General features: G+C 70.6%; 25 protein-coding genes. 10 read left to right on the forward strand and 15 right to left on the reverse strand.

Annotation, left to right across the window (positions count from 1 at the left end; translation table 11 throughout):
- Positions 1–269 (forward strand): hypothetical protein (locus tag L107_RS12765; RefSeq protein ID WP_236550684.1); only part of this gene is annotated, 269 nt, incomplete at its 5' end.
- An 11-nt stretch (positions 270–280) separates the two neighbouring features.
- On the opposite strand, the gene L107_RS12770 is transcribed toward L107_RS12765, so the two are convergent.
- On the reverse strand, positions 281–1,276 hold the full coding sequence (locus tag L107_RS12770; RefSeq protein WP_159819420.1) for a hypothetical protein: 996 nt from the start codon (positions 1,274–1,276) through the stop codon (positions 281–283).
- Between the two features lie 114 nt (positions 1,277–1,390).
- Positions 1,391–1,621, reverse strand: a complete 231-nt coding sequence (locus L107_RS12775; protein ID WP_159819422.1) for a hypothetical protein — start codon at positions 1,619–1,621, stop codon at positions 1,391–1,393.
- A 52-nt stretch (positions 1,622–1,673) separates the two neighbouring features.
- Between L107_RS12775 and L107_RS12780 the strand changes: the two genes are divergently transcribed.
- Both L107_RS12780 and clpB read left to right on the forward strand, forming a co-directional pair.
- Entirely contained in the window at positions 1,674–2,051 is a 378-nt protein-coding gene (locus L107_RS12780) for a hypothetical protein (protein WP_159819424.1), read from the forward strand.
- Positions 2,052–2,212: 161 nt separating this feature from the next.
- A complete protein-coding gene (clpB, locus tag L107_RS12785) occupies positions 2,213–4,843 on the forward strand; it encodes an ATP-dependent chaperone ClpB (RefSeq protein WP_159819426.1) in 2,631 nt (876 codons plus the stop codon).
- A 4-nt stretch (positions 4,844–4,847) separates the two neighbouring features.
- Here clpB and L107_RS12790 read toward each other — a convergent pair whose 3' ends face one another.
- From L107_RS12790 to L107_RS12805, 4 genes are read right to left on the reverse strand one after another with little or no spacing between them, the layout of a single operon-like run.
- Positions 4,848–5,621 (reverse strand): Coq4 family protein, encoded by a 774-nt coding sequence (locus L107_RS12790; protein ID WP_159819428.1) that lies wholly within the window; start codon positions 5,619–5,621, stop codon positions 4,848–4,850.
- A gap of 46 nt (positions 5,622–5,667) precedes the next feature.
- Positions 5,668–5,955: a 4a-hydroxytetrahydrobiopterin dehydratase gene (locus L107_RS12795; RefSeq protein WP_159819430.1), complete on the reverse strand. Its 288-nt coding sequence runs from the start codon at positions 5,953–5,955 to the stop codon at positions 5,668–5,670.
- A 31-nt stretch (positions 5,956–5,986) separates the two neighbouring features.
- Entirely contained in the window at positions 5,987–6,439 is a 453-nt protein-coding gene (locus L107_RS12800) for a secondary thiamine-phosphate synthase enzyme YjbQ (RefSeq protein ID WP_159819432.1), read from the reverse strand.
- A gap of 57 nt (positions 6,440–6,496) precedes the next feature.
- The gene (locus L107_RS12805) at positions 6,497–7,558 is read right to left on the reverse strand and encodes a fatty acid desaturase (RefSeq protein ID WP_201295894.1); all 1,062 of its coding nucleotides are present in this window, start codon (positions 7,556–7,558) and stop codon (positions 6,497–6,499) included.
- 296 nt (positions 7,559–7,854) lie between these two features.
- Between L107_RS12805 and L107_RS12810 the strand changes: the two genes are divergently transcribed.
- Positions 7,855–9,393 carry an NAD(P)/FAD-dependent oxidoreductase gene (locus tag L107_RS12810; protein ID WP_236550685.1) on the forward strand — a complete coding sequence of 513 codons (1,539 nt, stop codon included), beginning with the start codon at positions 7,855–7,857 and terminating at the stop codon, positions 9,391–9,393.
- Between the two features lie 29 nt (positions 9,394–9,422).
- On the opposite strand, the gene L107_RS12815 is transcribed toward L107_RS12810, so the two are convergent.
- Positions 9,423–9,872 (reverse strand): DUF2721 domain-containing protein, encoded by a 450-nt coding sequence (locus L107_RS12815; RefSeq protein ID WP_236550686.1) that lies wholly within the window; start codon positions 9,870–9,872, stop codon positions 9,423–9,425.
- An 80-nt stretch (positions 9,873–9,952) separates the two neighbouring features.
- Between L107_RS12815 and L107_RS12820 the strand changes: the two genes are divergently transcribed.
- Positions 9,953–10,375: an OsmC family protein gene (locus L107_RS12820; RefSeq protein ID WP_159819437.1), complete on the forward strand. Its 423-nt coding sequence runs from the start codon at positions 9,953–9,955 to the stop codon at positions 10,373–10,375.
- On the opposite strand, the gene L107_RS12825 is transcribed toward L107_RS12820, so the two are convergent.
- A complete protein-coding gene (locus L107_RS12825) occupies positions 10,311–10,988 on the reverse strand; it encodes a hypothetical protein (RefSeq protein WP_159819439.1) in 678 nt (225 codons plus the stop codon). The two genes, L107_RS12820 and L107_RS12825, sit on opposite strands and share 65 nt — an antisense overlap.
- A gap of 125 nt (positions 10,989–11,113) precedes the next feature.
- Here L107_RS12825 and L107_RS12830 point away from each other — a divergent pair, with 125 nt between their 5' ends.
- The 4 genes from L107_RS12830 (at position 11,114) to L107_RS16390 (ending at position 14,320) form a co-directional block, all read left to right on the forward strand.
- On the forward strand, positions 11,114–12,640 hold the full coding sequence (locus tag L107_RS12830; RefSeq protein ID WP_159819441.1) for a carboxypeptidase M32: 1,527 nt from the start codon (positions 11,114–11,116) through the stop codon (positions 12,638–12,640).
- Positions 12,641–12,693: 53 nt separating this feature from the next.
- Positions 12,694–13,281, forward strand: a complete 588-nt coding sequence (locus L107_RS12835; protein ID WP_159819443.1) for an inorganic diphosphatase — start codon at positions 12,694–12,696, stop codon at positions 13,279–13,281.
- A gap of 49 nt (positions 13,282–13,330) precedes the next feature.
- Positions 13,331–14,002, forward strand: a complete 672-nt coding sequence (locus L107_RS12840; protein ID WP_159819445.1) for a L,D-transpeptidase — start codon at positions 13,331–13,333, stop codon at positions 14,000–14,002.
- 147 nt (positions 14,003–14,149) lie between these two features.
- The gene (locus L107_RS16390; RefSeq protein ID WP_015107769.1) at positions 14,150–14,320 is read left to right on the forward strand and encodes a hypothetical protein; all 171 of its coding nucleotides are present in this window, start codon (positions 14,150–14,152) and stop codon (positions 14,318–14,320) included.
- Here the strand turns inward: L107_RS16390 and L107_RS12845 are convergent.
- From L107_RS12845 to rpoD, 7 genes are all read right to left on the reverse strand, one after another.
- The gene (locus L107_RS12845) at positions 14,266–16,326 is read right to left on the reverse strand and encodes a chloride channel protein (protein ID WP_159819447.1); all 2,061 of its coding nucleotides are present in this window, start codon (positions 16,324–16,326) and stop codon (positions 14,266–14,268) included. The two genes, L107_RS16390 and L107_RS12845, sit on opposite strands and share 55 nt — an antisense overlap.
- A complete protein-coding gene (gene hemC, locus L107_RS12850; RefSeq protein WP_159819449.1) occupies positions 16,301–17,254 on the reverse strand; it encodes a hydroxymethylbilane synthase in 954 nt (317 codons plus the stop codon). Before hemC ends, L107_RS12845 begins: the two co-directional genes overlap by 26 nt.
- A gap of 107 nt (positions 17,255–17,361) precedes the next feature.
- Entirely contained in the window at positions 17,362–17,763 is a 402-nt protein-coding gene (locus L107_RS12855; protein ID WP_159819451.1) for a DUF1824 family protein, read from the reverse strand.
- The gene (locus L107_RS16930; RefSeq protein ID WP_159819453.1) at positions 17,760–18,422 is read right to left on the reverse strand and encodes a phosphatase PAP2 family protein; all 663 of its coding nucleotides are present in this window, start codon (positions 18,420–18,422) and stop codon (positions 17,760–17,762) included. The genes L107_RS12855 and L107_RS16930 overlap by 4 nt, the downstream gene beginning before the upstream one ends.
- Positions 18,422–20,239, reverse strand: a complete 1,818-nt coding sequence (locus L107_RS12865; protein WP_159819455.1) for a glycosyltransferase family 39 protein — start codon at positions 20,237–20,239, stop codon at positions 18,422–18,424. Before L107_RS12865 ends, L107_RS16930 begins: the two co-directional genes overlap by 1 nt.
- 78 nt (positions 20,240–20,317) lie before the next feature.
- Positions 20,318–21,427: a glycosyltransferase family 2 protein gene (locus tag L107_RS12870; RefSeq protein WP_159819457.1), complete on the reverse strand. Its 1,110-nt coding sequence runs from the start codon at positions 21,425–21,427 to the stop codon at positions 20,318–20,320.
- 79 nt (positions 21,428–21,506) lie between these two features.
- A complete protein-coding gene (gene rpoD / locus L107_RS12875; RefSeq protein ID WP_159819459.1) occupies positions 21,507–22,805 on the reverse strand; it encodes an RNA polymerase sigma factor RpoD in 1,299 nt (432 codons plus the stop codon).
- A gap of 461 nt (positions 22,806–23,266) precedes the next feature.
- Between rpoD and priA the strand changes: the two genes are divergently transcribed.
- Positions 23,267–25,630, forward strand: coding sequence for a primosomal protein N' (gene priA, locus L107_RS12880; RefSeq protein WP_159819461.1), 2,364 nt, complete (start codon positions 23,267–23,269; stop codon positions 25,628–25,630).
- Positions 25,631–25,645 lie beyond the last annotated feature (15 nt).

Consider the following 25,645-nt stretch of genomic DNA (forward strand, 5'->3'; position numbering starts at 1 on the left):
GTGGCGGCGGTGGTGCCGGCACCAGCTGGAGACCAACGATGAGCGACCTAAGCCCAACCGCTGACGCGATCCATTCCGCATGCTTTGGTCAGCTTCGCACCAGGCCCTGGTTCCGCTCGGAGATCACTGATCCCGCTGCCGCTGGCCTGCGGGCACTTGCCAACAGCAAGGATCTGCTTCGCGGCAGTAGTGACGGCGATGGCTTGTTTATTCGTCAAGCCGACATTTTGGCCATTGCCGATGAACTGGAAGCATGGGGCAACGAGTAGCACCTCCCAGCTCACCCACCCCCTAACGCCCTCTCCGCCGCCTCGGCCACCTGATGCGGCTGGATGTGGGATCTGTACGTCCTGGCGTGGACCTGCGGGGTGTGGCCCATCAACCTGGCCGCCGTGTAGAGGTCCAGCCGCGAGCCACCCTCGCGCCAGAGCCGCCCGGCGTAGGCGTGCCTCAGCGAGTACGGCCGCCACGGTACGCCCCTGCAAGCTTTCGACAGCCACTTCGACACGGCATCAGGCCGGCTGCTGACCCTGGGCCCGGAGCGGTGCTGGCGGTCGTGCAGCTGGAACCGCTCCACCCACTCTCGCGGTAACGGGACCACGGTGCGGAATCCGGTCTTGGTGCGCTCGGCCACCTGACAGTAGTCCCGATCGATCAGTACCGCCCCCTCGATCTCATGTGGCCGGAGGCCGTAGGTGGCGGCCATCGCCAGGTACCACCGCGCCGGCTGTGGGGTGGCCTCAAGCCAGCTGATGATCTCCTCATCGGTCGGCACCGCCACCAGTTCGGCCTGGCCGTAGGTGGGCACCGGCAGCTCGGGGAACGGCACGCCCACCAGTCCGGCGAGGTGCTGCAGCAGGTACCAGAGCTCCTTGTAGGAGCAGCTGCCCCGGTCGTACCGCTGCAGCGCTGCGGCGATCGAGTCGGTGGTGACAGTGCTGCCTTGGGGGATCTGCCGCAGCCGGCCCATGTAGCTCACCTCCCAGGTGCTCTCTGACGTGCGACCCAGCACGACCTTCTTCCTGTAGAGCCTGGCGATCGCCTCCCGCCACGTCACGCCGACAGCGGCATCGTCGCTCCAGTAGGACCAGTCGAAGGATCCTGAGGCGAGCTGCTTCTCCAGGGTCTGCAACAGCTTGGCGGCCGTGCGCCGGTTGATCGGGGTGTCATCAAGCCGCAGGGCGATGCGGGTCTGGTGAAGGCCCGGGGAACCGTCGCGTCTGGGCACCTTGGCCAGGAGGTAGAGGCGGCCGCGGGCGATGTTCACGCTGGCCATGGCGAATACGAAAACGACAAACGGCCCGGAGGTGCCCGATGGACGGGCGGTGCATAACGTACGTGCATGGGGTCATCTGCTGTCCCTTGCTGTCACCTTCCGCAGGGTCGACGGTCAGGCCGGATCGTCTGCTGCAGCAGCAGAGTCGGCTTTGCGCCTGGCCAGGACGGCGAGGAACAGATCCTCGTCGATTTCACGGATGTCGTACTCGCTGGGCAACATTCCATGGACGTGGCGGTGCACCACCCGCCAGCAGTCCCGTTCCGGCTCCCCGGCCCCGCCAAGGCTGAGGGATGCTCTGGCCAGGTCGGCCACCAGGGCCTGGTCGTCGGCGGGGGAGGACATCGGAGACGGAAGGGCTGCAGAGGCGAGAATGGGGCACAGCCGAGTTCCCATCATGGCGATCCCCACCTCTGCCGGGCTGCGGCCGGGCCTGCTGGGGGGCCTGTCCTCGGCAGGGGTGCCCCTGGCCCTGATGACCGCCATCGTGGTGCCCTTCGCGGCGCCGGCCCGGGCCCAGGGCCAGACCCCCAACCAGCCCCTGGCCATCGAGGCCAGGCCCGGTCTCTCACCTCCCCCCTGTCGACTGGTGGTGCCCAGAAGCGAGGCCGTGCTCCAGCCGTTGCGGATCCATCCGTCCCAGGTGGCCCAGAAGAACGGCATGGGCTGTCTTTCGGCGGCCGATGCGCTCTACGGCCCGGACGGCTGCCCCACCCAGCTCTGCGGTCAGCAGCGCGGCTTCCAGGTGCCCATGCCCGATCTGGGGGGACCCTGAGCGGCTGAGCCCCTCGCAGGTCGGTTCGCCCCACCCGGCGGTACGGCCCGCCCGCCACCGGGGAGGAGGGCCGAACGCCGCGGTTCGGTCCTCCCACTCGGCCGATCCCGACGGGATTCATACGTTGGCTTCAGTCACTGCCCGCAAGGAGAACGTCACCCATGCATCCCACCGCCGACCTGTTCACCGAGAAGGCCTGGGGCGCCGTCGTGGCCTCCCAGCAACTGGCCCAGCAGAAGCGCCAGCAGCAGATGGACAGCGAGCACCTCTTCGCCGCCCTGCTGGCCCAGCAGGACCTGGCCAGTCGGATCCTGGAGAAGGCCGGCGTGGACCTGGGGGTGCTGAGCCAGAAGCTGGAGGCCTTCATCGCTGCCCAGCCCAGCCTGGCCGCCGCCCCTGAGAACGTCTACCTGGGCAAGGGACTGAACGCCGTGCTGGACCGGGCGGAGGCCCTGAAGAAGGAGTTCCAGGACAGCTACATCGCCGTCGAGCACCTGGTGCTGGCCCTGGCCGGTGATGACCGCTGCGGCCGCCAGCTGCTCTCCCAGGCCGGCACCGATGAGCGCCGGCTGCGCGAGGCTGTCCTGGCCGTGCGGGGCAGCCAACGCGTGACCGACCAGAACCCGGAGGGCACCTATGAATCCCTCGAGAAGTACGGCCGTGATCTCACCGCCGCCGCCCGGGAAGGCAAGCTCGATCCGGTGATCGGTCGCGACGAGGAGATCCGCCGCACCGTGCAGATCCTCTCGCGCCGCACCAAGAACAACCCGGTGCTGATCGGTGAACCCGGCGTCGGCAAGACCGCCATCGTCGAAGGGCTGGCCCAGCGGATCGTCAACGGCGACGTCCCCACCGCCCTGCAGAACCGCCAGCTGATCGCCCTCGACATGGGCGCCCTGATCGCCGGTGCCAAGTACCGCGGCGAGTTCGAGGAGCGTCTCAAGGCCGTGCTCAAGGAGGTCACCTCCAGCGAGGGCCAAATCGTCCTGTTCATCGACGAGATCCACACCGTGGTGGGCGCCGGCGCCAGCGGCGGGGCCATGGACGCCAGCAACCTGCTCAAACCGATGCTGGCCCGCGGCGAGCTGCGCTGCATCGGCGCCACCACCCTCGACGAGCACCGCCAGCACATCGAGAAGGACCCGGCCCTGGAGCGCCGTTTCCAGCAGGTGTTCGTCGACCAGCCCACCGTGGAGGACACGATCTCGATCCTGCGGGGCCTCAAGGAGCGCTATGAGGTGCACCACGGCGTGCGCATCGCCGACAACGCCCTGGTGGCGGCGGCCGTGCTCAGCAGCCGCTACATCGCCGATCGCTTCCTGCCGGACAAGGCCATCGACCTGATGGATGAATCGGCGGCCCGGCTGAAGATGGAGATCACCTCCAAGCCGGAGGAGATCGACGAGCTCGACCGCCGCATCCTGCAGCTGGAGATGGAGAAGCTCTCCCTGGGCCGGGAATCGGATCCCGCCAGCAAGGATCGTCTGGAACGGCTGGAGAAGGAACTGGCCGACCTGGCGGAGCAGCAGAGCAGCCTCAACGCCCAGTGGCAGAAGGAGAAGGGCTCGATCGACGAACTCTCCGCCATCAAGGAGGAGATCGAGCAGGTGCAGCTGCAGGTGGAGCAGGCCAAGCGCAACTACGACCTCAACAAGGCCGCCGAACTGGAGTACGGCACCCTGGCGGAACTGAACAAGAAGCTGGCCGCCAAGGAGGCCGAGCTGAGCGCCCATGCCGGCCAGAAGAACCTGCTGCGCGAAGAGGTCACCGAGGACGACATCGCCGAGGTGATCGCCAAGTGGACGGGGATTCCGGTCAGCAAGCTCGTCCAGAGTGAGATGGAGAAACTGCTGCATCTCGAGGACGAACTGCACACCCGGGTGATCGGCCAGGAGCGGGCCGTGACGGCGGTGGCCGATGCCATCCAGCGCTCCCGGGCCGGCCTGTCCGACCCCAACCGCCCGATCGCCAGCTTCCTGTTCCTCGGCCCCACCGGTGTGGGCAAGACCGAGCTCTCCAAGGCCCTGGCCTCCCAGCTGTTCGACAGCGAGGAAGCGATGGTGCGCATCGACATGAGCGAATACATGGAGAAGCACGCCGTGTCCCGGCTGATCGGAGCCCCTCCCGGCTACGTGGGCTACGAGGAGGGCGGCCAGCTCACCGAAGCGGTGCGGCGGCGGCCCTACGCCGTGATCCTGTTCGATGAGGTGGAGAAGGCCCACCCCGATGTGTTCAATGTGATGCTGCAGATCCTCGATGACGGCCGTGTCACCGATGGCCAGGGCCGCACGGTGGATTTCACCAACACGGTGCTGATCCTCACCAGCAACATCGGCAGTGCCTCGATCCTCGATCTGGCCGGCGATCCGGCCCGCTTCGGCGAGATGGAGAAGCGGGTCAACGAGGCCCTGCGGGGCCACTTCCGGCCGGAGTTCCTCAACCGCCTCGACGAATCGATCATCTTCCGCAGCCTGCGGGAAGAGGAGCTGCGCCAGATCGTGGAGCTGCAGGTGCGGCGCCTGGCCCGACGCCTCGAGGAACGCAAGCTGGCCTTGCGCGTCGATGGCGAGGCCCTCGACTGGCTGGCCGCCGTCGGCTACGACCCGGTGTACGGGGCTCGGCCCCTGAAGCGGGCGATCCAGCGGGAACTGGAGACGCCGATCGCCAAGGCGATCCTGGCGGGCACCTTCCCCGCCGGCAGCACCATCGCGGTGGATGTGGAACTGGAGCGGCTGCGCTTCCGCCAGGCCGAGCCGGCCGAGATCCAGCCAGCCGCGCCGGCGATGGTCTGAGGCCTCAGGCAGCCAGGGCTGCCATGAGGGAGGGGTCGGAGTACCAGCTCCAGGTCCCCTCCCGCGCCGCCACGATGCCCAGTTCCGCCCGCAGCTCCTCCAGGTCCTGGCCCATCCGCTCCTCCCAGATCACCGGGAAGAGCGGCTGGGCCTCGACGCCGATGTGCAGACCCTTGCTGATCATGCCGAAGGCGTAGCTGGCGGTACGGGCCTGCTCCGCCGGCGTCGTCAGTTCGTCGATCGGGGTGTCGTTACGGAACCAGTTGAGCAGCAGGGCCATCAGATCAGTGAAGGCCAGCCCGGGATGCGAGAACTGGGCCACGCTCATGCTGATGACGCCGAGTTCCCCGAAGGTATCGAGGCTGAAGCCGCTGACGATGTGATGAATGTCGTGGGTGGCGTAGACGCGGTAGTTGATGTAATCGGCGTCGGTTTCCAGATTGGCGTAGAACTCAGGAGCGGGGAAGAAGTTGATGTCGTATCCCATCGTCTCCAGCACCGTGGCGTAGGTGTGCCCCAGGGTTCCCTTCGGCAGCGCGCGCAGGGCGGCCGCGTCGTAGGGGCCACTGAGCCGCCGCTGCTCGATCAGGGCTGCGGCGGCCGAGTCCCGTCCCAGCAGCGCCCGGCACACCTGCATCGGACGGGACTGGCGCAGCCGATGGGAGAGCAGGAAGACGTTGTTGGCCGAGGCACCCGCGCCGGCGGCCAGATCGGCGAGTTCAAGGAACGCCTGGATGTTCTCCTTGGTGGCGATCCGATCGAGGTAGCGAAATCCCATGGGTGCGGCGGGGGTGCACCCAGGGGAGCTAGACACGCCGTTTGGGTCAGCCCACCAACGCATCGATGCGGCGGGCCAGATCCACATCGAGGTTCGAAAGACCGCCGGTGTCATGGGTGGTGAGGTTGATCGTCACCCGGTTCCAGACGTTGCACCATTCCGGGTGGTGGCCCATCGCCTCGGCCGCCAGGGCCACCCGGGCCATGAAGCCGAAGGCGGCGGAGAAATCGCTGAAGCGCAGTTCGCGGTGCAGTTTGCCTTCCCGCAGCGTCCAGTGAGGCAGGTCACCGGGCAGGGCGGCGATCTGGGCGGGGGTCAGCGGTCGAGCGGCCATGGCGGTGGGGGGCAGTGGGTGGCAGTCAGTGTCATTCGCCGACCAGATGCAGGCTGAGGCTGCGGTGGTGGGGTCGGGCGCGGTGCTCCCACAGATACACCGCCTGCCAGGTGCCGAGCAGCAGGCGGCCGGATTCGAAGGGCAGCACCAGGCTGGTGCAGGTCAGGGCGGTGCGGATGTGGGCCGGCATGTCGTCGGGCCCTTCGTCATCGTGCACCCAGGGGCGCCGCTCCCCCTGGCCGCTCAGGGACCGCACCCCCTCGGGGGGCACCAGGGCCCGCAGAAAGGCGGCCAGATCCACCAGCACCCCGGGGTCCGCGTTCTCATTCACCGTCAGGGAACAGGACGTGTGCAGGCTGGCGAGGGTGGCGGTACCGAGCACCAGGCCGCTGGCGGCGATCAGGCCGTTGACCGCTCCGGTGATGTCATCAAAGCCCTCCCCCCGGGTGGTGACCTGAAGGCGGCTCAGGGTCTGACGCAGCATGCCGGCCCCGCCTGCGCGGCTGTCAATGGCACCCATCCCTAGCCAGGGAACGGGCGGTCAGGCCGCAGCGGGAGCCACCGGCGCAGTGGCCAGCCCCTCGATGGTGGTCAGGCGGCAGGCCTGGGGATCCCAGAGGATGTAGCTGAAGCAGCCGGGGATGTCAGCCAGGGACAGGCGCCGGACGCCCTGCAGCAGGTGGGCATTGCGCTCCTGGCAGGCCCGCAGCCGGTAATTGGGGATCTTCGAGGAGAGGTGGTGGATCGCGTGGCAGCCGATGTCGGCGGAGAACCAGTTGAGGAGGGGCGGCAGCTCCAGGTCGCTGGTGCCCTCCAGCACCCCCGTCATCTCGCTCCAGCCGGCGGTGGCATGGGCATAGGAGCCGGGGAAGTTGTGCTGCACGAAGAAAATGCAGATGAAGATCGCCGCCGCGCAGGCCATGACCGGGGCGTAGAGCGACCAGAAGACGCCGGCGCCCAGCCAGTGGGCCATCAGCCACCAGGAGCCGATCACAGCGACGTTGTTGGCCAGCAGGTGGCGGAATTCCCCCTGGGTGTACCAGTGGCGGGAGCGGTAGCTGCTGAGGATCCGGCCCGGACCCATCGGCTCCGGCGCGCGCAGGCAGGCCGCCAGATGGGGGAAGAAGCCCCCCAGCCCCAGCAGCAGGGCCAGGCGGGGCTTGATCACCAGGTAGAAGAAACCGCCGGGAAACAGCATCAGCGGGTGGCGGAGCCAGCGGTAGACCCGCTTCTGCCCAGGCCGAAGGGCGGCGAAGGCGCCGGTGGTGACCAGGGCCGAGGGGCCCTGATACTTCTCCCAGTCGCCGTTGTGGCGGTGGTGGTAGGCATGGCCCCGCGACCATGGGTACTGGGGGATGGCGCTGAGCACGCCCAGCAGGAAGCCGAACACCTGGTTGGCGCGCCGGTGGCGGAACAGGGAGTCGTGGCCGCAGTCGTGCATCAGGGAGAAGCAGCGGGCCAGCAGCAGCACCATCAGCCCGAGGGTGGGGATCAGCAGCAGGGGCGCGTGCTGACGGCTCCAGTCGGCGACCCACCAGAGGGCGGCATAGGGGAGGACGGTGTTGGCGATCTGCCAGGAAGCCCGAAGATCCGAACTGTCCATGAACGGCTTCAGCTCGAAATCACCCCGAATGGGCTGACGAACCGGTGGCCCCTCAGGTGAGGTCGTGGCTGCGTTCTCTGCCATCCCGGCCTCCGCCCCAGGCGGTGTGGCGTTCGGAAGCGCCGGAAAGCTCTCGGGCAGGGTGGTGGTGGAAAAACCCTGCGACAATGCAAAACCTTTGATTTCTCGAAAAATCCTAGTCAGAGATCGGCGCCAGCGATTGGCTTCAATCCGAAGGGAATCTGAATAGAATCACATCCACAGCATGGTTGCGGCGCGGCCCCGGGCCTTCCAAGGTGGATCTGATTGTTGTGGGCAGCGGTCTGGGCGGCCTCTGCGCCGGGGCCATCGCCGCCCGTCACGGGCTGGAGGTGCTGGTGCTCGAGGCCCACACCACCCCCGGTGGGGCGGCCCACGGGTTCCGGCGCGGTCCCTTCCACTTTGAATCCGGTCCGTCGCTCTGGAGCGGTCTGGGCCGGTGGCCCAGCACCAATCCCCTGGCCCAGGTGCTGCGGGCGGTGGGGGAATCCCTGCCGGTGGCCACCTACCGCGACTGGGGCCTGCTGCTGCCCGAGGGGTCCCTGCGGGTGGGGGTGGGCCAGGCTCCCTTCCTGGAGCTGCTGAGGGATCTCCGCGGCCCGGCGGTGGCGGCCGAGTGGGACCGCTTCCTCACGGCCCTGCGACCCAGCTGCGAAGCGGCCCGCTCCCTGCCCCTGCTGGCCCTGCGGCCCGGGGCGGGTCTGGCCACCACCCTCGGCGGCGGCAACGCCCTGCGCCTGCTGGGCCAGGCGGGCCGGCTGGCGGCCCTGGGGGGCGCCTTCGGGCCGATCGCGCGCCGCCACCTCAGCGATCCGTTCCTGCTCCACTGGGTCGACCTGCTCTGCTTCCTGATCTCCGGGTTGCCCATGGACCAGACCAGCGCCGCCGCCATGGCGACCCTGTTCGGGGAGTGGTTCGAGACCGATGCCTGCCTCGACTACCCCATCGGCGGCAGCGGGGCCGTGGCGGCGGCCCTGGTGCGCGGCATGGAGCGCCACGGCGGCCGGCTGCGCACGGGCGCGGCGGTGGAGGAGATCCTGGTGGAGCAGGGCCGGGCGGTGGGCGTCCGCCTCGCCAACGGGGAGCGCCTGGAGGCGGGCCGCGGGGTGATCGCCAACACCAGCCCCTGGGACCTGCTCGCCCTGCTGCCCGAGGAAGCGGTGCCGTCCCGCTGGCGGCGGCGCCAGACGGCCACGCCGGCCTGCGCCGGCTTCCTGCACTGGCACCTGGCCCTGCGGGGCGACGACCTCGACCACCTGCCCATCCACCACGTCTGGGTGGGCGACTGGCAACGGGGGATCGGGGCCGAGCGCAACATGGTGGTGCTTTCGATGCCCTCCCGGCTCGATCCGTCCTGCGCGCCGCCGGGCCACCAGGTGCTGCATGGCTACACCCCGGCGAACGAGCCCTGGGAGCTGTGGCAGGGGCTGGAGCGGGGCAGTGCCGCCTATGAGAGCCTCAAGCGGGAACGCTGCGCCGTCTTCGGCGAGGCGCTCGAACGGGTGCTGCCCGACTGGCGCGAGCGGGTGGTGCTGGAACTGCAGGGCACCCCTCTCACCCATCGCCACTACCTGCGGATGCACCAGGGCAGCTACGGCCCCGCCTGGCCGGCCAGCGGCGGGCCCTTCCCCGGTGGCTCCACCCCGGTCGAGGGGCTGGTGCTCTGCGGGGCCGGCGTGTTCCCGGGCATCGGCGTGCCGCCGGTGGCGGTGAGCGGGGCGATGGCCGCCCACCGCTTCGTGGAGGCGCGGCAGCAGCGGCGGCTGCTGGAGGAGATGGGCCTGGCGGCCCCCTGAGCCGGGGCGTCCAGCGAGGGGCCCGGCCCTCAGAACCGTCGCAGCGCCAGGCTGCCCAGCTGCACCTCCCGCAGCAGCAGCACCACCGCCGTCATCAGCGAACCCATCGCCAGCACGAACAGCAGCGCCACCAGCGGAGTGAGATCGACCGTGGCCAGGGTGCTCACGAACAGCACCACCACCACGGTGGCCACCAGCAGGAAACTGGTGGTGGCGCAGGCGAAGGCCCGGGAGGCCATGAACATCCGCCGGCGGTGGAGCATCAGTTCCTCCTGCAGCTCCCGCTCCTGGGCCACCGTGGCGGCCCCCTTGCGCTCCTTGAGCAGGCGGGCCCGATCGACGATGCGGGCCAGCCGGGTGGTGATCACCCCGAGCAGACCGCTGATGCCCGCCAGCAGGAACACCGGTGTGACCGCCAGCCGGATCGTCTCCGGCAGCGCCCCGGCCGGCTGGGTGGCCACCATGGGGATCAGGGACAAGGATCCGCGGCGAGGGGGACGAATGTAGGGCCCGGATCCCTGCCACCCTGGCGCTGCCTTCCTTTATCCGATCGCCCGCCATGACCACGATCACCTGCCGCTACGAGGGCGCCCTGCGCTGCGCGGCGGAGCACGCCCCGTCGGGGTCGCGGCTGATCACCGATGCCCCCGTGGACAACCAGGGCCTGGGGGAGGCGTTCTCCCCCACCGATCTGGTGGCGACGGCCCTGGCCACCTGCCTGCTCACGGTGATGGGCATCGTGGCCGAACGCCATGGGATTCCCCTTGAGGGCGCCCGGGTGCGGGTGGAGAAGGGCATGAGCAGCAGCGGCGAGCGCCGCATCGCCCTGCTGGAGGCCTGGATCGATCTGCCCGACGGCCTCGGGGCCGACCAGCGCGACCTGCTGATCAGCGCCGGCGAGCGCTGCCCCGTGAAGGTCAGTCTGGAAGGCTGCGTGCCGATGCGTCTCCACTGGACTCCGGTGGCGGCGGCCGCAGGGTGACGCCCACCTCCAGCTGCTCGATGGGGGCGGCGGGATCCTGCGGGACCAGGAGCACCATGGTGCTGGCGGACGGCCGGGTGCCGGGCTGCTCCTGGAGGATGTCCAGGGCCACCATGGTCTTGCGCCACTGCAGGATCTTGCCCTCCAGCAGGGCCACGAAGTCGTCGCAGCTCCAGCGGGCCCCCTCGCCGCGGCAGGGGTAGCGCTCGAGCACGTCGAGGATCTCCACCTCCTGCAGCGGCGGGGTTTCGGTCGGATCCCACACCAGCAGGTCGTTGCCGTCGAGGGCATTGGCCTCCAGCAGGCTGGCCTCACTGGCCAGCAGGCTGTCGAGGGCCATTTCGTCGTCGTCGCGCTCGATGGCGGTGAGCAGGGCCTCCAGCACCAGCTGGGTGTCGTCATCGAGCTGGTCGCAGTGGACCGTGAGCAGGCCCGTCACCGCCAGTTCGATCTCCTCGAGCGGCAGCACCCTGGCCAGGGCGTGCAGGATCGCACTGAGCACATCGCCGGATCCGCTGCCGGCGGGCTGCCCCTCCAGGGCCAGGTCGGGGTCAGCCATGAACCGTTCGATGGCCGCGAGCACCAGGGCCTGCTCCGGGGAGGGGGGATGCATCGATCCGGCGCCGGAAGGGTCGACCTCCACCATGGCGCCGCCGGCGGCCGGCCGGGACAGCCGTGGTGCGATCCGTATCGGGGCCGCGGTGGGGGCAGCATGGCGGCACCGGCTCCACCGATCCCATGTCTGCAGCGGCTCCGGCCCTCGACCAGCTCCAGCGGCACCTGCACACGACTCGCCTGCTGGGCTCGATCAGCAGCACCCTTTACTACGACCAGAACACGGTGATGCCCGCCGCCGGGGCCCCCTGGCGCGGCGAGCAGCTGGCCCTGCTGGCCGCCCAGCTGCACGAGCGCCAGAGCAGTGACGCCTACGCCGATCTGGTGGCCGCCGCCGAAGCCGAGCTCGATGGCACCGCCCCGCCCCAGCGGCGCCGCAACCTGCAGCTGCTGCGGCTGGAGCTGAACCGGCAGCGCTGCCTCGATCCGGACCTGGTCACCGCCCTGGCCCGGGCCCAGTCCCACGGCAACGCCGTCTGGCAGGAGGCGAGGGCGGCCAACGCCTTCCCCACCTTCGCCCCGGCGCTGCGGGAGCTGATCCGGCTGCGCCGCGAGCAGGCCGGCCAGCTGGCGGACGCCGAACCCGTGGCCCGCAGCCCCTGGGAGATCCTGGCCCAGCCGTTCGAACCCGACATCAGCAAGGCCCGGCTGACGGAGCTGTTCGCCCCCCTGGCGGCGGAACTGCCCGGACTGCTGGAGTCGGTGGCGGCCGCGCCCGCCACGACCCCAGTGGAGCCCCATGCGGTGCCGGAGCCCCTGCAGGAGCAGCTGTGCGGTGAACTGCTGGACAGCTGGGGCTACGACGCGGCCCGCTGTCAGCGGTCCCGATCCGCCCACCCCTTCTCCTGCACGGTGGGCCCCCAGGACTTCCGCATCACCACCCGGGTGGTGGAGGGCCAACCCTTCTCGGCCTTCCTGGCCACCGCCCATGAATGGGGCCACTCGCTCTACGAGCAGGGCCTGCCCCGCGGCGACGACCACTACTTCCCCTGGCCCCTGGGGGAAGCCACCTCGATGGGGGTGCACGAATCCCAGTCCCTGTTCTGGGAGTGCCGGGTGGCCCGCAGCCGGGCCTTCGCCGAGCGCTGGCATCCCCGCTTCCAGCGGGGCCTGGGGTCCGACCCGTGGGGCGGCGCCTTCGGCTTCTGGCGGGCCCTCAATCCCCTGCGGCCGGGGCTCATCCGGGTGGAGGCCGATGAGCTGAGCTACAGCCTCCACATCGTGATGCGCTTCGAGCTGGAGCTGGCCCTGCTGGAGCAGGGGATGCCGGTGGAGGAGCTGCCCGCCGCGTGGAACCGACGCATGAAGGAGCTGCTGGGGCTGCAGCCGGCCACGGACGCCGAAGGCTGCCTCCAGGACATCCACTGGGCCGAGGGGCTGTTCGGCTACTTCCCCTCCTACGCCCTCGGCCACCTGATCAGCGCCCAGATCTCGGAGGCCCTGGAAAGGGAGATCGGCTCCATCGAGACGCTGATCGGTGCGGGGGAGACGGCCGCCCTGCAGGGCTGGCTCGCCAGCCACATCTGGCCCCACGGCCGCTCGGTGAACGCCGAGGAGCTGGTGGAGCGGGTCACCGGCCGGCCCCTGGGTGCGCGGCCCTTCCTCTCCTACCTGCGCGCCAAGGTCGGCCAGCTGAGCGGAGAGGGCTGAGCAGGCCAGCCGGGGCCCGATGCCTAAGATGCCGCCGCAGAAAAGCCCCCACCATGGCGAACATCGACCACGCCCCCAGCCGCACCATGCTCAACCTGCTGCATGTGCTGCCGGCCTTCGCCGATGAGGCCGAGCTGCGGCTCAACGCCATCGTGGAGCTCAACTCGAACACGATCAACAAGTACGAGCTGATCACCGAAACCGGCCACCTGAAGCTGGATCGGGTGGGCTATTCCTCCCTCGCCTACCCCTTCGCCTACGGCTGCATTCCCCGCACCTGGGACGAGGACGGCGATCCCCTCGACATCGAGATCGTCGGCGTCACCGAGCCCCTGGTGCCCGGCAGCCTGGTGGAGGCGCGCATCATCGGCATCATGTGCTTCGACGATGGCGGCGAGGTGGACGACAAGGTGATCGCCGTCCTGGCCGACGACAAGCGCATGGACCACATCACCAGCTATACCCAGCTCGGAGAGCACTGGCTCAAGGAAACCCAGTACTACTGGGAGCACTACAAGGATCTGAAAAAGCCCGGCACCTGCAAGGTGAACGGATTCCGTGACAGTGGCGAGGCGGTTCGCATCATCAAGGAATGCGAAGATCGCTATCTTTCCGTCGTCGATCCCCGCCTGGTCGACTGACCTCCACCGGCAGCCGCCCCGCCGCGGTCCCTCCGATCCCGTTCCGCCCATGTCGCGCTCCCTGGTCCTGTCCCTGCTCCTGACCGCCGGCTGGGGGGCCGCCATGGCGGAGGCCGCCGGAGCCGTCGAGGCCCCGGTGCCAGCGCCGGCCCCGGCGCCTGCGACCACAGGCCTTCCCAGCGCCGCGGCGCCGACCGCACCCGCCAGCGTGACGGTCCCGGCGACCCCCGCTGCGGTTGCCCCCGCCGTGGCGGCCCCCGCCACCGCCGCCCCGGGTCCGGCCCCTGCTCCGGCTCCGGCCAAGGCCACCGTCACCAGCACCCGTGAGATCGTGCTGGAGCTGGGCAAGCGCACGATCAGCCTGCGGGACAACGGCAAGGTGCTGGGCAGCTGGCCCGTGGCCATCGGCGACGCCCGCACCCCCACCCCCAAGGGGCGGTTCCTGGTGGAGACCAAGGTGGTCAACCCCCAGTACCAGAGCACGGTGAGCGGCAAGATCAGCCCCACCAAGGGGCCCAATGGTCCCCTCGGCGACCGCTGGATCGGCTTCAAGCGCAGCGGCCCCAACCAGTACGGCATCCACGGCACCCCGAGCGCCTGGGCCTGGACCGTCACCTCCCGCTCCGCCGTCACCAACGGCTGTGTCCGGATGCTCACGCCCCATGTCCGCGCCCTGTTTGACCAGGTGGAGGTGGGCACACCGGTGGTGATCAAACCCTGAGCGCCGAAGGGCGTTTGCGGCAACACAGGGAGCGACCGAAGAGATTCTGGAGATTGTTCAGGAAGGGTTTGATGTCTCGGTGCAAACACCTAATGTCTTCAAACTCGATCAACAGCGGCGCGCTCCAGAACCGCCGATTTCCTTCCCATGTTCGATTCCACTCACGAACCCACCACCGACCAGCTCAACAGCACGTCGCTGAAGTGGGGCCATGACGGTGAGCTCTCCGAACTGGACCTGCAGCGGATTCTGGGTCTCCTCTCTCAGGTCGATCCCGTCGCCGAGGCGTTGATGGAGGGCCGCTCCGAAGCGGCCTGAAGGCGCCGGGCCAGGGCCCGGGCCATGCCGTCGCGGCTGGCCACCCCCCGCAGCAGCTCGACGGCGAGCCCCCCGGGGGGCAGACCATGGGGCAGATGGCCCCCCGCTCCCTCCGGCACCGCGAAGACCGGCAGCTGCCGCAGGCCATTGGGCCTGAGCTGGTCTTCCAGCCGGTCCAGATGCACCCCGGCCGGCAGCCAGACCAGGTCGGTCCGCAGGCAATCCTCGAGGCGCGGCGGTTGCGAACGGCTGAGCTCCGAGGCGAGGCCACGCTGCAGGTCGCCGATCGTCACCAGCCCCAGGGCCAGACCGGCCCGCTCCACCAGCAGGCAATGGCCATGGCTGTCGATCAGCCGGGCCAGGGCCGCTGAGGCCGCCATGGCGGCCGGCAGCACCAGCGGCGCCTCCGGGTCGAAGGCCTCCTCCACCGGAATGGCCGCGAGCTCGCCGCGGCGACGCTCCTCCTGGGGATCCGGCCCCATCAGACCCGGATCCTGAATGCCCTGCCAGCGCTCCACCAGGGCGGCGCTGAGGCCGGCCGCCGCCATCAGCGGCAGCACGATGCGGATGTCCCGCGTGAGCTCAAACAGCAGCAGCAGGGCGGTGAGCGGTGCCCGGGCGCTGCCGGCCAGCACCGCCGCCATGCCGACCATCGCGTAGGCGGGGGGTTCGGCCACCGGCAGGTTCAGGCCGCCGCTGCCCAGCGCCTGGCCGTAACAGCTGCCCAGCACCGCCCCCAGGAACAGGGAGGGGGCGAAGCCGCCCCCCACGAAGCCCGTGGCGTTGCTGACAGTGGTGGCCACCAGCTTGACGCCGATCAGGGCCACCAGGGTGAGCAGGGGAATGCCGCCGTCCCGGCCCAGCAGGGCTTCGATCGTGTCGTAGCCGACCCCGAGCACCTGGGGGAACACCAGGGCCATCCCGCCGAGGGCCGCCCCGCCCAGGGCCGTGGGCAGCCCGGGCGGCAACCGTCGCACCACGGCCTGGATCCGCTCGTCGCGGCCGGCGGCCAGCAGGCGGATCAGCAGCCACGACATCAGGCTGGCCAGCAGCCCCAGCCCCAGGTAGAGGGGAAGCTCCAGCGGGGAGCGCACCTCATAGGCGGGCAGGCGCAGGATGGGCGTGTCGCCGAGGCAGAGCTGGGTAACCAGGGCCGAGGCCACCGCCGCCACCAGGACCGCCCGCAGGCTGGGGCGACCCGGAATGGCGCTGTAGCTGCCCTCGAAGGCGAAGAACACCCCGGCGATGGGGGCCTTGAAGCCGGCCGCCAGGCCCGCCGCCACCCCGGCCCCCACCAGGGCCTTCTGGGCCTGGGGGGAGAGGCGGCCCCGCAGGGCCACCCAGAGGCCGATGTTGCCGCCGCCCTCCACGCTGGGGCCCTCGGGGCCGAGGGAGGCGCCGCTGCCCAGACTCAGGGAGGCCGCCACCAGCCGCAGCCAGGGCAGACGCGGTTCGCCCCCCTGGCGGCCGTCGGCGATCGCCATCAGGCTCGACAGCCCCGGACCGATGCTGCCGGCCACATGGCGCAGCAGACCCACCGCCAGGCCGCCGAGGGTCGGCACCACCACCACGGGCCAGAGGGCCAGCCAGTCCGGCGGGGTGGGCAGGCTGATGGGCGGGGGTTCGGGCAGTGGGGGCGGCGGCGGTGCCGCCGCCAGCAGGCCGATCCCGTCGAGTCCGAGCTGGAGCAGGGCCCGCAGGGGGGTGCCGCTGTCGGGGGCCAGCGGGGGCAGGTCGATCGGCGGCAGGTCGGCGGGGGTGGCGGGCGAGGAGCGGCCGATCACCAGCAGCCCCTCCACGAACGGGCCGAACAGGAAGTTGTTGATGAAGCCCAGCAGCTCGTGGAACGCCACCACCGCCAGGCCCGTCAGGGTGCCGACCAGGGCCGCCCAGGCCAGCAGGTTCCACTGGAAGGGCAGCCCCCGCAGGTCGGCTTCGGCCCCGGCCGTCCGGGGACCGGAGGCCCGAGGGCCGGAGGCCTCAGCTTTCGGGGCGGACGCTGGCAAAGATCTCCTCCAGGATCTCCCCGGCCCCCTGGGACCGCAACGTGCCCGCCAGCGCCACCCCGATCGCCTCGGGATCGCTGGCGGGGCCGCGGCAGCTCTCGCGCAGCAGGCGCTGGCCGTCGATGCTGGCCACCATGCCGGTGAGCACGAGCTCGTCGGCCTCGAAGTGGGTGTTGACGCCGATGGGCACCTGGCAGCCGCCCTCCAGGCTGCGCAGGAAGGCCCGCTCCGCCAGGCAGCGGCGGGCGGTGGGCTGGTGCTCCAGCACGGCGATCGTCTCGAGCACGGCCGTGTCGCCGTCACGGCATTCGATGCCCAGGGCCCCCTGGCCCACGGCGTGGAGCGAGATGGCGGGGTCGATCAGCTCGTGGATGCGGTCGCCCAGGCCGAGGCGGGTGAGGCCGGCCGCCGCCAGGATCAGGCAGTCGTAGACGCCGGCGTCGAGCTTCTCCAGCCGGGTGATCACGTTGCCCCGCACGTCCTTGAACACCAGGTGGGGGTAATGGTGACGCAGCTGGGCCAGGCGGCGCAGGGAGCTGGTGCCCACCACGCTGCCCTCGGGCAGGGTGGCCAGGGTGCGGTCCCGGTGCCGCCCATGCACCACCAGGGCATCGGCCGGATCCTCCCGCTCGGTGATGCAGCCCAGGATCAGCCCCTCGGGGAGGTTGGTGGGCAGGTCCTTGAGGCTGTGGACGGCGATGTCGGCCCGGTCGACCAGCATCTGGGCCTCCAGTTCCTTGGTGAACAGGCCCTTGTCGCCGATCTTGGCCAGGGCCACATCGAGAATCTTGTCCCCCTGGGTGGCCATCGCCTCGATCGTGATCGCCAGCTCGGGGTGGGCGCGGGAGAGCTCATCCCGCACCCAGTGGGTCTGGACCATGGCCAGCTGGCTGCGGCGGGAGGCGATGCGCAGGGTGGAGCTGGTCATCGGCGGCTTCGGGCGGCAGCGACCGCTGCCAGGCAACAGCCGCCCAGCCTAGGCATCGGCCCGTCCCGGTCCCCAGCCCGCGGACGGAACGTGATCAGCTGATGGGATCAGGCGAACAGATCGAGGGGCAGGGGCCCCCAGGTGTCCTCGGCCTCCGGATCGGCGGCGCCATGGCCGGTGATCAGCAGGCCCTCGCCGAGGCCCTCCTCGTGGCGCAGATGCAACAGTCCCGTTCGCTGGTTGCCCTTGAGGAACACCGGGCCGGGCTCCCCCGCGCCGGATTCCCCCGGCTGCAGGGCCGTCCAGCACTGGGCCGCCTCCAGCTGCCGCAGGGCCGTCAGGGCCGCCGCCGCCGAGGGCGCCATGATCCCGATCGTGAACCACCCACAGGCCTGCAGCCGGGGGGTGAGCTCCTGGCGCAGCAGCGCTCTTCCCTCGCCGTCGAGGGCCGGGGCGGTGCGCAGGCCCCGCAGAGCGGCCAGGCCGGAGCTGGGCAGGTCGGTGGTCAAGGGGATCGCAGCGGTCGGGCCGTTCCACTCTGGGGGTCGGCGGGGGGCGGATCGCGCCAGCAGGCCAGGCACACCGTCAGCCAGGCCAGCCCGACGGCGGCACCCGCCAGCAGATCCGTGGGCCAGTGGGCCCGCACGTAGAGGGTGCTGAGCCAGACCAGACCCACCAGGGCGCAGGCCACTACCGCCAGGGTGCGGCGCTGCCGGGGATGGTGGGATCCCAGGATCACCACCATGGCGAAGTAGAAGGCCACGGCCCCGGCGGCATGGCCGCTGGGGAAGCTGTGGCCATCCAGCGGCAGCAGGCTGCCCGGCGGGCGCTGGCGGCTGAACAGGGGCTTGAACACCAGATCCACCAGGATCAGGATGCCGCCGGTGGCCATCACCAGCAGGCGCAGGTCCTTCCACCAGCGCCGCCGCAGCAGGTGGACCAGGGCCATCGCCACCAGGACGGCGGTGAAGCCGACGCCGGTCGCCCGGTACACCTGGGTCAGGACCCCGCCCACCAGACCGTGGAAGTGGTTGCCCAGCCAGTCCAGGACAGCCGCGTCCAGCAGGGCCAGGGGCCGGCCCGGGGCCACCGCCACGAACAGCCCCACCAGCACGATCAGGCAGCCGGGCAGCAGGATCCTCTCCCGTGGCAGCAGGTGGAACCCCATCACGGCACCAGGTGGTGGCGGGGCACCCGCCAGAGGGCCAGCTCGCCGGTGCGGGCCAGCCGTTCGATCCCCTGCGGGGGCAGGGCCAGGGCCTCCAGATCGCGGCGGTCACCCACCAGGCGCACCGAACGACTCCCCGGCGAGAGGGCCAGGGCGGCGGGACCCTGCACGGCCAGCTGGTTGATGTGGTGGCGGTCGGAGACGAAGACCGCCTCCGGCTCGCCGTAGAACAGCAGGCTGTAGCGCAAGGTGCCGACGATCAGCAACGGCTCCTCGGGCCGGGCGGCGGCCTGGGCGGTGCGGGCCATCTGGCGCAGGGGCACCTGACGCTCCCGGTCCAGCAGGGGAGCGAGGGGGGCGATCACCAGTCCGAGCACCGCCAGGAAACCCGCCAGGCTGGGCAGCCACAGCCAGTCGGTGGCCTTGGGCCGCAGCAGCAGCAGCAGCAGCAGGGCCAGGGCCGTCAGCCCCAGGCACAGGGAGAGCACCAGGGGCAGCCCTGAGCGCGACAGGGCGGCGCCGAACTCCGGGTAGGCGGGATCCCCCGCCGCCCAGCCCGGGGCCAGGGCGGCCGCCACGGCCATGGCCGCCAGCAGCAGCACCTCGAGGCCGGCGGCGATCCGCACCCCCGTCCGCCCTTGGGCCGCCGCTGCTGGGGTGATCGCCTCCGGCAGGGGGCGCCAGAGGAGCGCCACCAGCAGGCTCGCCGCCGGCAGGGCCGGCAGGATGTAGCCCGGCAGCTTGGTGGCGGCGGCGGAGAAGAAGGCCACCACCAGCACCAGCCAGAGCAGCAGGAACAGCCCCAGTTCCGCCGGGGCGCAGCCGTCACCGGAGGGGTCGGCCGCCGCCGTTCGCCAGCGGCTGGGCCGCCAGAAGCCCTGGGCGGCGATCGCCAGGGGCAGGAACAGCGACCAGGGCAGCACCAGGATCACCAGCCAGGGCAGGTAGAACCAGGGGGGGCCGGGGTGGTCGTAGAGCACCGTGGTGAAACGCTGCAGGTTGCTGAAGCCCAGGAAGCCGCCGAGGAAGTCGCCGCCGTTGACGGCGGCCGCCGCCGCGTACCAGGGGGCGCTCACCCCGAGGAAGAGGGCCACCATGGCCAGCAGGGGCCGCCAGCGCAGCCAGGCTCGCCAGTGGCCGGTGAGCAGCAGGAAGACCACCACCACCAGACCCGGCAGCAGCAGGCCCACCGGACCCTTGGCCAGCACGGCGATGCCGGCGAACAGGGCCATGGCCACCCGGCCGAGGGGGGCCCGCCAGGGGTCGGAGCGATGGCGATGGGCCAGCAGGAAGCCGAACAGCGAAAGGCTGATGGCGCTCGAGAGGAACATGTCGGTGGTGGAGGTCCGTCCCCAGCCGATCCAGCCCGGGGTCGTGGCGATCACCCCGGCCGCCACGACGCCCCTGAGCAGCCTCGGCCGTCCCGCCTCGCCCGCCGGCGACCAGGCCAGCATCAGGCCGAAGGCCGCCACCACCACGGCACTGGCGGCCAGGGCCACCGGCAGCCGGGCGGCCCATTCGCTGACCCCGAACAGCCGGAAGCTCAGCCCCACCATCCAGTAGCCCCAGACGGGGTAGTCGAAGAAGCGTTCGCCGTTCCACCAGGGGGTGATCCAGTCCCCCCGCTCCAGCATCTGGTGGCCCACCTCCACGAACAGGGCCTCGGTCTTGTCCATCAGGCCGACGCTCCCCAGCCCCTGGAAGAAGGCCAGCCAGCAGATCAGCAGCAGCCAGAGGCCGCTCAGCACCCAGACCAGTTGCCGGTGGCTTCGGGCGCGGACACTCTCCGGCTGGGCCCCCCGGGCAGCAGACGCCATGCTGGGTCAACGACGAGATCAAGGCGAAGTTAAGGCCAGGGCACGCCGACCGGTCCCGGGGCCCCGGGCTGGGCGGCCCTAGGGCGTGTTCCAGACGAAGCGGGAGGACGCCGCGTACTTCCAGACGAAGTCGACGGCGATGCCGGCCAGCAGGGCCAGCAGCGGCTGGGGGGTGACCTGGCGGTAGAACGCCGAAGACACCCCCACGTTGGCCGCCATCCCCAGGGAGGTGACCAGCAGGAAGCGGATCAGGCCGAACACCAGGGCGATGCCGCTGAGCTGCTGGGAGCGGAAGGTCAGCACATTGTTGATCAGGTAGTTGGAGCAGCCGGCGCTGACCACCGCCACCACCTGGGCCTGCTCGAAACCGAGACCCAGCAGGTCCTGGCTGCAGGCGAACACCAGCAGGTGGATGCCGATGCCGGTGGCGCCCACCAGGGCGAAGCTGACGGCCCGGCGCGGCACCATGCGCAGCAGCAGGGTGTGAAGGATCGAGACCCCCAGATCCCAGATCACCGCCAGGTTGAGCTTCGATTCGCCGGCGCTGCGGGGCTGGAAACTCAGGGGCACCTCGGCCACCGCCAGATGGCCGTGGCTGAGGGCCAGCAGTTCATAGAGAAACTTGAAGCCGTTAACATCCACCTGCCGCACATAAGGCAGGCAGCGCTCGGGGCGCAGCGCGAAGAAACCGCTCATGTAGTCGGTGAGATGGCGGTAGCGGGGCAGGCTGAAGCGGGCCACCGCATTCGCCCAGGTGGAGTTCCGCTCCCGCCGTTCGCTCAGACCCATGATCGTGGCCGCGGGATGGAAGCGGCTGCCGACCATGAGATCGCCGCCACTGTCGAGCAGGGCGGAGACGGCATGGGCCACCGAGGCGGGTTCGTGCTGCCCGTCGCTGTCCATGACCACCACCACATCGCCGGTGGCGTCCAGGATTCCCTCCTTGATGGCGCTGGAGAGGCCGAAGCGCCCGACGCGACGGATCAGCCGCACGCAGCCGTGGCGGTGGGCCAGCATCCGCACCCTTTCGGCTGTTCCATCACTGGAGTCATCATCGACGAACAGAAGTTCAAGGTCGAAGCGGTCTCTCAGGGGCAGCAGCTCCTCGACGATGGGCTCCACGTTGGAGCACTCATTGAAGGTGGGCAGCACGACCGTCAGGCGGAGCATCGGATCGTGTTCCGTCATCGGAATCCCGGCGAGCCGCTGAAGAGGATGACCATGCACTCGCCGAACTGTTTTTTGAGTCTCCTGCAGCGGAAGAAGGCTACTTGATGTATTCCTTCAGAACGCCATTGCGGTTGGGGTGGCGCAGCTTGCGCAGGGCCTTGGCTTCGATCTGTCGGATGCGCTCACGGGTGACGTCGAAGATCTGGCCAATTTCTTCCAGGGTCTTCATGCGGCCGTCATCGAGGCCATAGCGCAGGCGGAGCACATCCCGCTCACGGGGGCTGAGGGTGGCTAGCACGCCCTCCAGGTCCTCACGCAGCAGGTTCTTGGCGACATCCTGCTCAGGATTTTCGATATCGGCCTCAATGAAATCGCCGAGTCTGGAATCCTCCTCCTTACCGATGGGAGTTTCGAGCGAGATGGGCAGCTGGGCGGATTTGGCGATGAAGCGCAGCTTCTCGATCGTCATCTCCATGCTTTCAGCGATCTCCTCCTCAGTGGGCTTGCGGCCGAACTCCTGGGAGAGGGTCTTGGTGGTCTTCTTGATCCGGGAGATCGTCTCGTAGAGGTGAACGGGAAGCCGGATGGTGCGGCTCTGATCAGCGATCGCACGGGTGATCGCCTGGCGGATCCACCAGGTGGCGTAGGTGGAGAACTTGTAACCCTTCTCGTGGTCGAACTTCTCAGCGGCGCGGATCAGGCCGAGGCTGCCTTCCTGGATCAGATCCTGGAACGACAGGCCCCGGTTCATGTACTTCTTGGCGATCGAGACCACCAGCCGCAGGTTCGACTGGACCATCTTCTCCTTGGCCCGACGCCCCAGCATCAGCCGGCGGCGGAACTTGATCAGCGGCATGTCGAAGATCGCCGCCCATTCCTTGGTGTCGGGGAAATGGCCCTTGTCGGCCTCGAACTCGGCGGCCTTCTCCTCCAGCTCCAGCAGATCGGCGATCTTGCGGGCCAGCTCGATCTCCTCATCGGGCCGCAGCAGGCGGATGCGGCCGATCTCCTGGAGGTAGACGCGGATCGAATCCTCGGTGTAGACGCCCTTGGGACCCACCTTGATGCTGGCGAGGGCCTTCGCGCCCTTGGCGTCCTTGCGGAGATCGCCGCCGGTCTCGGGCAGATCCTCATCCCCGTCGAGGCCGTCGTCGAGGACCACCGCCGGGGGCTTCTCGGCTGCGGCTTTGGCGGCGGCGGGCTTGGCGGTCGTCCGGGAGCCGGCCTTGGCCGCAGGCTTGGCGGCCCCAGCCTTGGGCGCCGCCGTTCGGACCCGGGCCGCGGTCTTCCTGGCCGTCGCCGCCGTCGGTTCGATGGGCAGCACGTCGCCGTTGGCGGTGACGGTGGCCAGGATCTCGGGAACGGCGGCTTTGGCCTTGGCGGCGACTGGGCTCATGGAAACGACGCGAAAGGGAGGGGGTGCGGAGGAATGAAGCGGGCGAGGGAAAGGCGGGTGGGGCGAGGGGCCCGCAGATGGTCAGGGGCGTAATTCCATCAGCCGGTACCTACCCTCCGGGTCCGTGACTCCCGATCCCATCCTCCATGCTGCCGGTACGGAGCCGGGCGGGAGGGCCAGGAGAACAACAGGACGTGGGGGGATGGAAGGACCCCGCTCACGGAGCCGATGCCGATGGATGGTGGATGGATCGCTCCAGGAGCGTGATTGGGATGGTGGAAGTCGGCCAGAGCCGGTGCAGGGCTGTCACGGGTGGTCTCAGACCGGAGGAATGAAGAGGGAGTGAATCCCTGGATCCTCAGCGGGTCTTCCCTGTGGACGGAACTCTGCGCGGTTCCGACGGCAGCCTTTCGGGCGGCCCAACAGCGTCATCCTAGGAATGGCATGAGATCTTTGCAAGATTGCCAGCCACCTCCTCACCATCGCCACCCGAACCCGCCCCCCCGGGCTGGCTGGAGGTGTGGCTGGAGGCCGGCCGGGAGGGGCGGGCCTTCACCTACGCCAACCCCTCGGGCCTGGCCATCGGGGCGGGAGATCTGGTGCGGGTCCGCCTGCAGGGGCGGCCCCACACCGGTCTGGTGGTGGCAACGGCGGCGGTCTGTCCGAGCGCGATGGAGGGTCGGCCGATCCTGCCGGTGGACGCGGTGCTGGAGAGCGCCGCGATCGATCCGCTCTGGCAGGCCCTGCTGGAGGGCGTGGCCCGACAGTGCCACAGCGGCCTGTTCCGCACCCTCAAGAGCGCGCTGCCGCCGGGCTGGCTGGGACAGGCCCGCCGTCCCCCCGGCCAGGGACGGACCCTCTGGACCGTGCGGCCCAACCCGGCCGCGGCCATGGCGTCCATCACCCCCCGCCAGCAGGAACTGCTGGACCACCTGGCCAGCCACGGGGGGACGCGGCTGCTGCGCGATCTGGTGCAGGAGGCCGGTTTCGGCCGCACCCTGATCGCCACGATGGAGCGACGGGGCCTGCTCCTGAGGGAGGCGGGCCGCGGCCCGTCGAGGGCCGGCGGCGCCCCGGGCCTCCCCGGCGGCGGGGCGGGCGCTGGATCGCCCCCCCTGGAGGGCGCCCGGCCACCCAGTCCGGCCCAGGCCGCGGCCATGGCCGCCATCGCCGGGGCGCCACCGGGCCAGAACCTGCTGCTCTGGGGCGTGACCGGCTCCGGCAAGACCGAGGTCTACCTGCAGGCGGCGGCCCGGGAGCTGGCGGCGGGGCGCAGCGTGCTGATCCTGGCGCCGGAGATCGGTCTCATCCCCCAGCTGCTGGACCGCTGCCGGCGCCGCTTCGGTCCGGCGGTGATCGAGTACCACAGCGGCATGGGGGATGGGGAACGGGTCGTGGCCTGGCGGCGCTGCCTCGAGGCCGCCCGGCGGCGCGAGCCCTGCCTGGCGGTGGGCACCCGCTCCGCCGTCTTTCTGCCCCTGGGCCAGCTGGGCCTGATCGTGCTCGACGAGGAACACGATGCCTCCTACAAGCAGGAGAGTCCCATGCCCTGCTATCACGCCCGGGAGGTGGCCCGGCTGCGGGCCCGCCAGACGGGGGCCCGGCTGGTGCTCGGCACTGCCACCCCCTCCGTCGAGACCTGGTGGCGCTGCCAGCCGCGCCCCGGGGGCCAGCCCGCCGACACCCGCCTGCTGCCCCTGCCGGAGCGGATCGGCCAACGCCCCCTGCCGCCGGTGCGGCTGGTGGACATGCGCCTGGAGCTGGAGGAGGGGCACCGCCGCCTGATCAGCCGCCCCCTGATGGCCCGGCTCGAGACCCTGCGGGAGCGGGGCGAGCAGGCCGTCGTGCTGGTGCCCCGGCGCGGCTACCGCTCCTTCCTGAGCTGCCGCAGCTGCGGCGAGGTGGTGCAGTGCCCCCACTGCGACGTGCCCCTCACCGTCCACCGCGGCCCCCGGGCCGGCGGCCGGGAGGGTCGGGAGTGGCTCCGCTGCCACTGGTGCGACCACCGCCAGGAGATGGGCGATCGCTGCGGCCACTGCGGGTCCACCGCCTTCAAGCCCTTCGGCGCCGGCACCCAGCGGGTGATGGAGCAGCTGGCGACGGAACTGGAGGGTCTGCGGCTGATCCGCTTCGACCGGGACACCACCCGGGGCCGGGATGGCCACCGCCGCCTCCTGGAGCGCTTCGCGGCCGGCGAGGCGGACGTGCTGGTGGGGACCCAGATGCTGGCCAAGGGCATGGACCTGCCCCGGGTGACCCTGGCGGCGGTGCTGGCGGCCGACGGCCTGCTGCACCGGCCCGATCTGCGCGCCACCGAGCAGTGCCTGCAGCTGCTGCTGCAGCTCGCCGGGCGCGCCGGGCGGGGCGAACGCCCCGGCGAGGTGCTGGTGCAGACCTACAGCCCCGAGCATCCGGTGATCCGCCACCTGGTGGACGGCCGCTATGCGGCCTTCCTGGCCGAGGAACTGGAGCTGCGCCGCCAGGGGGGCATGGTGCCCTTCGGCCGGGCCTGCCTGCTGCGGCTGGCCGGTCCATCCGCCAGCGGCACGGCCACGGCCGCCGCCGCCCTGGCCGAACGGATCCGTCCCGCCGTGGAGGCGGCCGGCTGGGTGGTGATCGGCCCGGCCCCCGCCCCCGTGGCCAGGGTGGCGGGCCGCAGCCGCTGGCAGCTGCTGCTGCACGGCAGCGGCCCCGGGGCGGACGCCGCCGCCGATGGGGCGCCGGACGGTGATGCGGCGCTGCCCCTTCCCCCCGAAGCCGACCTGCGCCGGGCCCTGCCCCCGGGGGTGAGCCTGACGATCGATCCCGACCCCCTGGAACTCTGAGATCGGGGCCGGCCC

The organism is Cyanobium sp. Copco_Reservoir_LC18 (assembly GCF_009834675.1).
GTDB lineage: Bacteria > Cyanobacteriota > Cyanobacteriia > PCC-6307 > Cyanobiaceae > Cyanobium > Cyanobium minutissimum.

Excerpts from the sequence above, each read along its gene's own strand:
- L107_RS12820 (WP_159819437.1), top strand. The coding sequence starts at position 9,953 with ATGACCACGATCACCTGCCGCTACGAGGGCGCCCTGCGCTGCGCGGCG.
- L107_RS12840 (WP_159819445.1), top strand. The coding sequence starts at position 13,331 with ATGTCGCGCTCCCTGGTCCTGTCCCTGCTCCTGACCGCCGGCTGGGGG.
- L107_RS16390 (WP_015107769.1), top strand. The coding sequence starts at position 14,150 with ATGTTCGATTCCACTCACGAACCCACCACCGACCAGCTCAACAGCACG.
- L107_RS12795 (WP_159819430.1), bottom strand. The coding sequence starts at position 5,955 with ATGGCCGCTCGACCGCTGACCCCCGCCCAGATCGCCGCCCTGCCCGGT.
- L107_RS12865 (WP_159819455.1), bottom strand. The coding sequence starts at position 20,239 with ATGGCGTCTGCTGCCCGGGGGGCCCAGCCGGAGAGTGTCCGCGCCCGA.
- L107_RS16930 (WP_159819453.1), bottom strand. The coding sequence starts at position 18,422 with ATGGGGTTCCACCTGCTGCCACGGGAGAGGATCCTGCTGCCCGGCTGC.
- L107_RS12770 (WP_159819420.1), bottom strand. The coding sequence starts at position 1,276 with ATGGCCAGCGTGAACATCGCCCGCGGCCGCCTCTACCTCCTGGCCAAG.
- rpoD (WP_159819459.1), bottom strand. The coding sequence starts at position 22,805 with ATGAGCCCAGTCGCCGCCAAGGCCAAAGCCGCCGTTCCCGAGATCCTG.
- L107_RS12805 (WP_201295894.1), bottom strand. The coding sequence starts at position 7,558 with ATGGACAGTTCGGATCTTCGGGCTTCCTGGCAGATCGCCAACACCGTC.
- L107_RS12800 (WP_159819432.1), bottom strand. The coding sequence starts at position 6,439 with ATGCTGCGTCAGACCCTGAGCCGCCTTCAGGTCACCACCCGGGGGGAG.
- L107_RS12835 (WP_159819443.1), top strand. The coding sequence starts at position 12,694 with ATGGCGAACATCGACCACGCCCCCAGCCGCACCATGCTCAACCTGCTG.
- clpB (WP_159819426.1), top strand. The coding sequence starts at position 2,213 with ATGCATCCCACCGCCGACCTGTTCACCGAGAAGGCCTGGGGCGCCGTC.
- L107_RS12825 (WP_159819439.1), bottom strand. The coding sequence starts at position 10,988 with ATGCATCCCCCCTCCCCGGAGCAGGCCCTGGTGCTCGCGGCCATCGAA.
- L107_RS12870 (WP_159819457.1), bottom strand. The coding sequence starts at position 21,427 with ATGACGGAACACGATCCGATGCTCCGCCTGACGGTCGTGCTGCCCACC.
- hemC (WP_159819449.1), bottom strand. The coding sequence starts at position 17,254 with ATGACCAGCTCCACCCTGCGCATCGCCTCCCGCCGCAGCCAGCTGGCC.
- L107_RS12775 (WP_159819422.1), bottom strand. The coding sequence starts at position 1,621 with ATGTCCTCCCCCGCCGACGACCAGGCCCTGGTGGCCGACCTGGCCAGA.
- L107_RS12830 (WP_159819441.1), top strand. The coding sequence starts at position 11,114 with ATGTCTGCAGCGGCTCCGGCCCTCGACCAGCTCCAGCGGCACCTGCAC.
- L107_RS12780 (WP_159819424.1), top strand. The coding sequence starts at position 1,674 with ATGGCGATCCCCACCTCTGCCGGGCTGCGGCCGGGCCTGCTGGGGGGC.
- L107_RS12790 (WP_159819428.1), bottom strand. The coding sequence starts at position 5,621 with ATGGGATTTCGCTACCTCGATCGGATCGCCACCAAGGAGAACATCCAG.